The organism is Caballeronia sp. M23-90 (assembly GCF_053574605.1).
Genome location: NZ_JBSIPA010000387.1, coordinates 1 through 6,282, shown reverse-complemented (window position 1 = coordinate 6,282; position 6,282 = coordinate 1). Strand labels below are relative to the sequence as shown.

The window sequence follows — 6,282 nt, the reverse complement described above, 5'->3', positions numbered from 1 at the left end:
TGCCCTGCCTGGATGGCGTCGTCGAGCGAGGCGCCTCGCGCAAGCGAGCCGACCAGCACCCCTGAGAAAACGTCGCCCGCACCGGATGTATCGGAGGCTTTTACCGGCCGTGCCGCGAAGTTCGACGCGCCTTCGTGCGTCGAAAGCAGGCAGCCTTCAGCGCCCAGGGTCACGATCACCCAAGCCGGCCCCTTCGACTGCAACCACGCCGCCGAATCCTTTACGTCGACACCTTTTGCGATGTCCAGGATTTCGCCCTCGTTCGCGATGACACCGTCGCACTTCTCAAGCGCTTCGGTGCTGTCCCAGTGCCACGGCGCGGCGTTGATCACGACTTTCGCGCTGCGCGCGCGAGCCAGATCGGCGACCGCGTTGGTGCTGGCAAGAGACAGGTTGCCTTGCATCAGCACGTAGTCTCCCGCTTGAACGTCTGATAGAGACGCCGTGAGACGTTCCGCGCTGCTCGCCTGCGTGCAACCGATCGTGGTGATGATCGAGTTCTCGCCGTCGGCGGTCACCGTGAGGATCGAGACATCCGTATCACAAGACAATTTGATCAGACGCAGATCGTCGAACGCTTCTCGAAGCAGCGCGTTCTCGATCTCGATGCCGGCAGCATCGCCGCCTATCGCCGAGACGAACACGACCTTCGCGCCCGAACGCTGCGCCGCCACCGCCTGATTCAGCCCCTTTCCACCGGGTGCGCGAGCGATCGATTGCGCCAGAACCGACTCGCCCGGGCGCGGTGCGCGCCGGACATTGAGCGTCACATCCGACACTGCATTGCCCACCACGAACACACGTTTCATGAACGGGCCTTGTTTGCAGCGGCCATGAATTCATGCACGCGATCTCGATCGACGTCGTTCCACCACAGCCCGTCTTTCTTGAGGAAGCTCGCAACGATGACGGCATCGGCAATGGAAAACATGTCGCCAATGTTCGCCGGCGTGACGCCCGATCCAACGACCACGGGCAGCGACGTTCCCTTGCCGATAGCCGCGAGTTCATCGAGTTGCGCGGAGTCGCCCGTTCGCTGGCCCGTCGCCACGGCTGCGTCGGCATCGAAGAATTCCACGTCGCGAGCGAGTTCGGGGATCGAGCGGTCGCCCGTGATGGCGTGCGCGCCGTGCTTCACGTGGACGTCGGCGAAGATCTTGATGTCCCTTGCATGCAGCCACGAGCGGTAACGTGTCGCCTGCGCGGCGGGACCCTCGACAATGCCCTCATTGGCCACGTATGCGTTCGCCCACTGGTTCACACGAATGAACGACGCCGACGCCGCCTTGGCAATTGCAAGCGCCTGGATTGCGCCATTCGCGAGCACGTTGATGCCGACAGGGCATTTCACCGTGCGTTTGACGGCTTCGGTAATCATGGTCATTGCCGCAACCGTTTCCGGGCCGATACTGTCCGGCTTGCTGAACGGAATATCGCCGTGGTTCTCGACCATCAGTCCGTCGACGCCACCTTCCACGAGCAGACGCGCTTCGTTGCATGAGAAGGCGATGATGTCCTCCATCCGCTCTCCGTCGTAGCGCGCGGAGCCGGGCAGCGGAAGACAATGAAGCATGCCGATGACCGCTTTCTTGCGGCCGAACAGCGTGGCGATGGCATTGGGTTTTTCATTCAAAACGAGCTTGTGCGACATACATGTATCCCTGGTTGACGACTATTCGTACGCGGCGCTGTGGAAGCCGATTTCAAGCGAAAGGGCTTTGGAGAAGATCTCGTTTGCACGCCCGAAATCGAACTTGGCGGCAGGGAGGGTGTCGATCTCGTTCTTGAGCCACGCGGCTTGATTGAGGAATGCGATGTCGGTGTGCAGCAGGACCCAGGCCCTGACGTTTGGATCCGCGATGTGAGTGCGCGCCGCCGCTTGGCACCACTCGGCGTACATCCACTCGGCGCACATCATCGCGACGACGACGTCGTGGTAAGACCCGTTGGCCGCGATCTCGAGCATGCCGGAGTTGAATGCAACAACGCGGGCGGGCAGGGTATCGAGGTCCGAAACAGGACGCACATCCAGTGCGTCGAACACGGCTTCGAAATAAGGAATCTGCTCAGTCGATAAAGCGTGCAGCACGCCCGAAAGCCAACGCTTCCTGCCCAGATCCGGCGCCTTGACGAGCGCGTAGCCAAAGATCGTGATGGCCGTTTCGACGAACAAATTTTCGTATCGAAGGTAGTTGTGAAACACGTTTTTTGCAAGCGAATCGTTCTTGATGTCTTCGACGAACGCATGCGCCTGCATCTCGTTCCAAAGGGCCAGGTTCTTTTCTCGCAACTGGTCTGAATGGGATTGAAGCTCCATCATTTCTTTCCTTTTTTTGCCGTGCGCAGTTTGCTGAAGACGCGCGTGTTCGACCAGATTGCAAGAAGGATGATCACCCCTGTCACGATCTGGGTAAAGAAGGGCGATACATGCAAGAGGATCAGTCCGTTTCCAAGCGTTGCGATTGTCAGTGCGCCGAGGACCGTGCCGACCACCGTCGCGCGTCCGCCCATCAGCGAAGTGCCGCCCAGCACCACCGCCGCGATGACATCGAGTTCGAATCCGGATGCCGCATTCGAGGAGCCCGATCCCAAACGCGACGCGAGCATCAGCCCCGCTATAGCGGACGCAGCGCCGGAGATCACGAATACCGATGCCTTGATGCGCAGCGCCGGCATGCCGGAGCGGCGTGCCGCCTCGGCGTTCGATCCGACGGCAATGACCTGGCGACCGTACCGCGTACGGTTGATCGTGATGTAGCCAATCAAGGCCGCAATAATCGCGATGATGGCCGGCACCGGAATGCCCGCGACCGTGCCGGCTCCGAAGAAGTCAAAGCCCGTTCCTGACTCAATAGGTATCGAGAATCCCTGAGTGGAATACAGCGCGATGCCGCGCAACGTGGAAAGCCCGGCAAGCGTGACGATGAATGACGGGATCGCCTGGCTCGCAGAAAACCAGCCCTGCACGAGACCAATGACTGCGCCCAGCAGTATCGTCACAAGAATAGCGACAGGCCACGAGAGACCGGCTTGCATCAGGATCGCAGCGAGCGAATTCGTCAATGCGACGACCGAGCCCACGGACAGGTCGATTCCTCCCGTGGCAATGACAAACGTCATTGCAATCGCGACCACCAGCATGGGCGCAAGCTGCCTGAGAATGTTCAGCAGGTTGGCAGTGGTCAGGAAGGTGGGCGTTGCGGCACTGAACAGGATGCAGCATGCAATAAAGAACACCGCAATCGATGCGACCTGCGCATGTGCAAGAAGCATGTCCCTGTACTTCGAGCCTTTTTCCCGCTCGGTATAAATGGAGGTGCTCATCGGTGCTGCTCCCCAACGATCAATTGAACCAGCTCTTCCAGCGTCGTATCTTTCACCCGGCGCTCGGCGACCTTCGTGCCCTCGTACATGACGGCGATCCGGTCGCATACGCGAAAGAGATCCTGAAGCCGGTGAGTGATCAGCACGACGGACACACCTTGCGCCTTTACGCGATTGATCAACGCGAGCACGGCCTCGACTTCGGCAACGGCAAGCGCCGAGGTGGGCTCGTCCATGATCAACACGCGCGGTTCGAACGATGCCGCTCGCGCAATCGCAATCGCCTGGCGCTGACCGCCCGAAAGCTGCTCGACGTTCGCGTTCAGGTCAGGAATGCGGATCTTGAGATTTGACAAGAGCCGTTTTCCCTCTTCGAGCATTGCGCTTCGTTTCAGAAAGCCCTTGTTGCAAAGCTCGCGTCCGAGAAAAAGATTGCCGGCGACATCGATAGCGTCACACAAGCTCAGGTCCTGATAGACCATTTCGATGTGACGCGCACGCGCATCGGCGGGGCTGGTCAGCTTGACGGGCTCCCCTCCCACCAATATGTCTCCGCTGTCCGGAATGTAGGTCCCGGCCATGATCTTCGTGAGCGTCGACTTTCCCGCTGCGTTGTCTCCGATCAGGCCGAGACATTCGCCGGGGTACAAGTCGAGGTCGACGCCGCGCAGTGCCTGGAACGAGCCAAACGAAATCTTGATGTCGCGCAATGAAAGTACGGGCTGGCCAAGCGCCTGGTCCGCGCGTTCCTGAGTTTCAAGCTGTTCCATATCCGGTCACTTTTTGAAGGCAGCACGATAAGGATCGACGTTCGCCTTCGTGACGACAGCGAGCGGCACTGAGATCGTGGTCTGAACGGTTTTCCCTTCATGGACGTCGTTAAGCGCCTGAATCGCAGCGCGGCCCATGGCAGCGGGGTCCTGTTGCACGACACCCAGCACGACCCCGTTGTCGATTCCCCGGATGACTTCCGACGCAAGGTCCCATCCGACGACCTTGATCTTCTTGTTCATGCCTTGTGCATTGATCGCCGCGATGGCGCCAAGCATGGCGGGCTCGCCGGTTGCATAGATGACATTGATATCCGGGTTCGCCGTAATGAGATTCTCCGCCGCAGAAAGCGCGACATCCTGGCTGTTGCGTCCATCCACAATCCCGGCGATGGAAATTCCGGGCGACTTCGCCAGTTCATCGATAGATGCTTTTTGGCGGGAATTCTGGATCGTGGAACTCAGGGCGCCGACCACGCCGACCCGGGCCTTTCCGCCGAGATTCGCCTGGACGTACTTGGCGAGATAGTCGGCGATCAGCTTTCCGCCTACGGCGTTGTCCACGCCCACTTGCGCTTTCTGAGGTCCCGGCGGCAGCACGGCGTCGATGCCCACGACCGTTATTCCGGCCGCCGCCGCTGCCTTGATCGAGGATCGCAGACCATTCACGTCGATTGCATCGACCGCGATTCCGTCGACCTTCTGCTGGATATAGTCATCCAGCGCATTGTTCTGTGCGCTTGGAACGTCGTTGGCATTGAAGACGATCAGCTTTGCACCGAGCTTGTCGGCCTGCTTCTGTGCGCCCTCGCGCATCTGATTGAAGTAGGTGGCTTGCTGGTTGATGAGAATAAGACTGTACGTCTGAGCCGCGAGCGCAGGCAAGGATGCCGTCAGTAGTAATCCTAAGGTTATCTTGCGAAGCACTTTCCCACGAAGTTGGTTCAGCATTTTCTAGCCTTTAAGGTTGGATATTCAGGTTGCTTTGGGTGCCGTGACCGAAGCACGGACAATCAGTTCAACAGGCAGCAAGAACTCGACGAACGCAGCGTTCTCGTCCGGCTCCGCCAACGCGAGCTCCACTGCCTTTCTTCCCATCTCCCTGATGGGCTGCCGTATTGCGGTCAATGCGGGATTAAACAGATGCAACGGCCCGGCATCGTCGAAAACGATGAGAGACAGGCGCTCCGGAATGGCAATATCCGCCGCCTGCAGCGCTTCCAGCAAACCAAACGCTATCTCTCCGCTTGAAACAAAAACCGCTGTTGGCTCTTCGCTCGACTGCAGGATCTGCGCCGCCGCCTGCCGGCCGAACTCCGGCGAATAGTTGCCGAAGCACGTCATGACGACGTTTGCGCCGTTTTCTTCCGCGGCTTCGCGCAAGCCGGTCAGCCGTTCAGTCGTGCTGCGCAGCTTCTCGGGTCCGCCAATGAACGCAATCCGCTTGTGCCCGACGGACGCCAGGTATTGGCCGGCCAGCCGGCCGCCGTTCTCGTTATCGCAAAAGACCTTCGAACAATCGATGCCCGGTACGTCTTCATCGATCAGGATCAGTCCCGGCGCAGCAGCCAGGGTTTCGGCGAGGTCACTCGAGTTGTGATGTCCGCTTACGAACAAAAGGCCGCTCACGCGGTTGCGCAGCATGCGGGACACGTATTCCACTTCACGTGCTGCACTGTTCGACGTTGCGCTCAACAGAACCCCTTGACCATGCTCCTCCGCTGCTTGCTCGACCGCGGACGCGAGCGACGCGAAAAACGGATTGGCAATGTCGGGAATGACGAGCCCCACCGTGTCCGACCGGCCCCGCCCCAGGCTTCGGGCGAGAGGATTGGGCACATAACGCAAGGTCTTGATTGCTGCATCGATCCGTTCGGAGGTCGATGCGGGCAACTTGATGCCCGCGTTGAGGTAACGCGACACGGTCGACGGCGAAACACCGGCGGCCGACGCGACATCGCTCAGGCTTGCTCCCAACTTGGTTTTTGCCACCTCGACCTCTACGAAAGCGCTTTACTAAACCGCTTTCGTATTGAAATTCGTCATAAAACCTATGTCAAGCGGAATTTGAGATGGGGGGCGCAGGTTTGAAACGATAGCTAGTGCAAGGGGTTGTCCGCTATCGGTCAAGGGGCGGTCGCAGTGCGTGCATCGTGCAGCAGGCTGTCCGACCAGCCGCCGCCGAGAT

Annotated in this window: 7 protein-coding genes; all 7 read right to left on the bottom strand. The window is 59.6% G+C overall.

The features are described 5' to 3' along the window. Positions 1 to 809, bottom strand: an 809-nt coding sequence (locus ACRXB1_RS27690) for a ribokinase (RefSeq protein ID WP_449493842.1), incomplete at its 3' end; no start/stop codon positions are given. Beyond that, positions 806 to 1,651: a BtpA/SgcQ family protein gene (locus ACRXB1_RS27685; protein ID WP_062002211.1), complete on the bottom strand. Its 846-nt coding sequence runs from the start codon at positions 1,649 to 1,651 to the stop codon at positions 806 to 808. The genes ACRXB1_RS27690 and ACRXB1_RS27685, both read right to left, overlap by 4 nt. Positions 1,652 to 1,672: 21 nt before the next feature. Further along, on the bottom strand, positions 1,673 to 2,320 hold the full coding sequence (locus ACRXB1_RS27680) for a TenA family protein (RefSeq protein WP_449493841.1): 648 nt from the start codon (positions 2,318 to 2,320) through the stop codon (positions 1,673 to 1,675). Next, a complete protein-coding gene (locus ACRXB1_RS27675; protein ID WP_174363655.1) occupies positions 2,317 to 3,324 on the bottom strand; it encodes an ABC transporter permease in 1,008 nt (335 codons plus the stop codon). The genes ACRXB1_RS27680 and ACRXB1_RS27675 overlap by 4 nt, the downstream gene beginning before the upstream one ends. Next, entirely contained in the window at positions 3,321 to 4,094 is a 774-nt protein-coding gene (locus tag ACRXB1_RS27670) for an ATP-binding cassette domain-containing protein (protein ID WP_174363654.1), read from the bottom strand. Before ACRXB1_RS27670 ends, ACRXB1_RS27675 begins: the two co-directional genes overlap by 4 nt. A gap of 6 nt (positions 4,095 to 4,100) precedes the next feature. Then, positions 4,101 to 5,045, bottom strand: a complete 945-nt coding sequence (locus ACRXB1_RS27665) for an ABC transporter substrate-binding protein (protein ID WP_449493840.1) — start codon at positions 5,043 to 5,045, stop codon at positions 4,101 to 4,103. A 24-nt stretch (positions 5,046 to 5,069) separates the two neighbouring features. Beyond that, positions 5,070 to 6,086 carry a LacI family DNA-binding transcriptional regulator gene (locus ACRXB1_RS27660; protein WP_449493839.1) on the bottom strand — a complete coding sequence of 339 codons (1,017 nt, stop codon included), beginning with the start codon at positions 6,084 to 6,086 and terminating at the stop codon, positions 5,070 to 5,072. Positions 6,087 to 6,282: the final 196 nt, after the last annotated feature.

Bases quoted from the DNA above. Each gene is read 5' to 3' on its own strand.
- ACRXB1_RS27675 (WP_174363655.1), bottom strand. From the start codon at position 3,324: ATGAGCACCTCCATTTATACCGAGCGGGAAAAAGGCTCGAAGTACAGG.
- ACRXB1_RS27680 (WP_449493841.1), bottom strand. From the start codon at position 2,320: ATGATGGAGCTTCAATCCCATTCAGACCAGTTGCGAGAAAAGAACCTG.
- ACRXB1_RS27665 (WP_449493840.1), bottom strand. From the start codon at position 5,045: ATGCTGAACCAACTTCGTGGGAAAGTGCTTCGCAAGATAACCTTAGGA.
- ACRXB1_RS27685 (WP_062002211.1), bottom strand. From the start codon at position 1,651: ATGTCGCACAAGCTCGTTTTGAATGAAAAACCCAATGCCATCGCCACG.
- ACRXB1_RS27670 (WP_174363654.1), bottom strand. From the start codon at position 4,094: ATGGAACAGCTTGAAACTCAGGAACGCGCGGACCAGGCGCTTGGCCAG.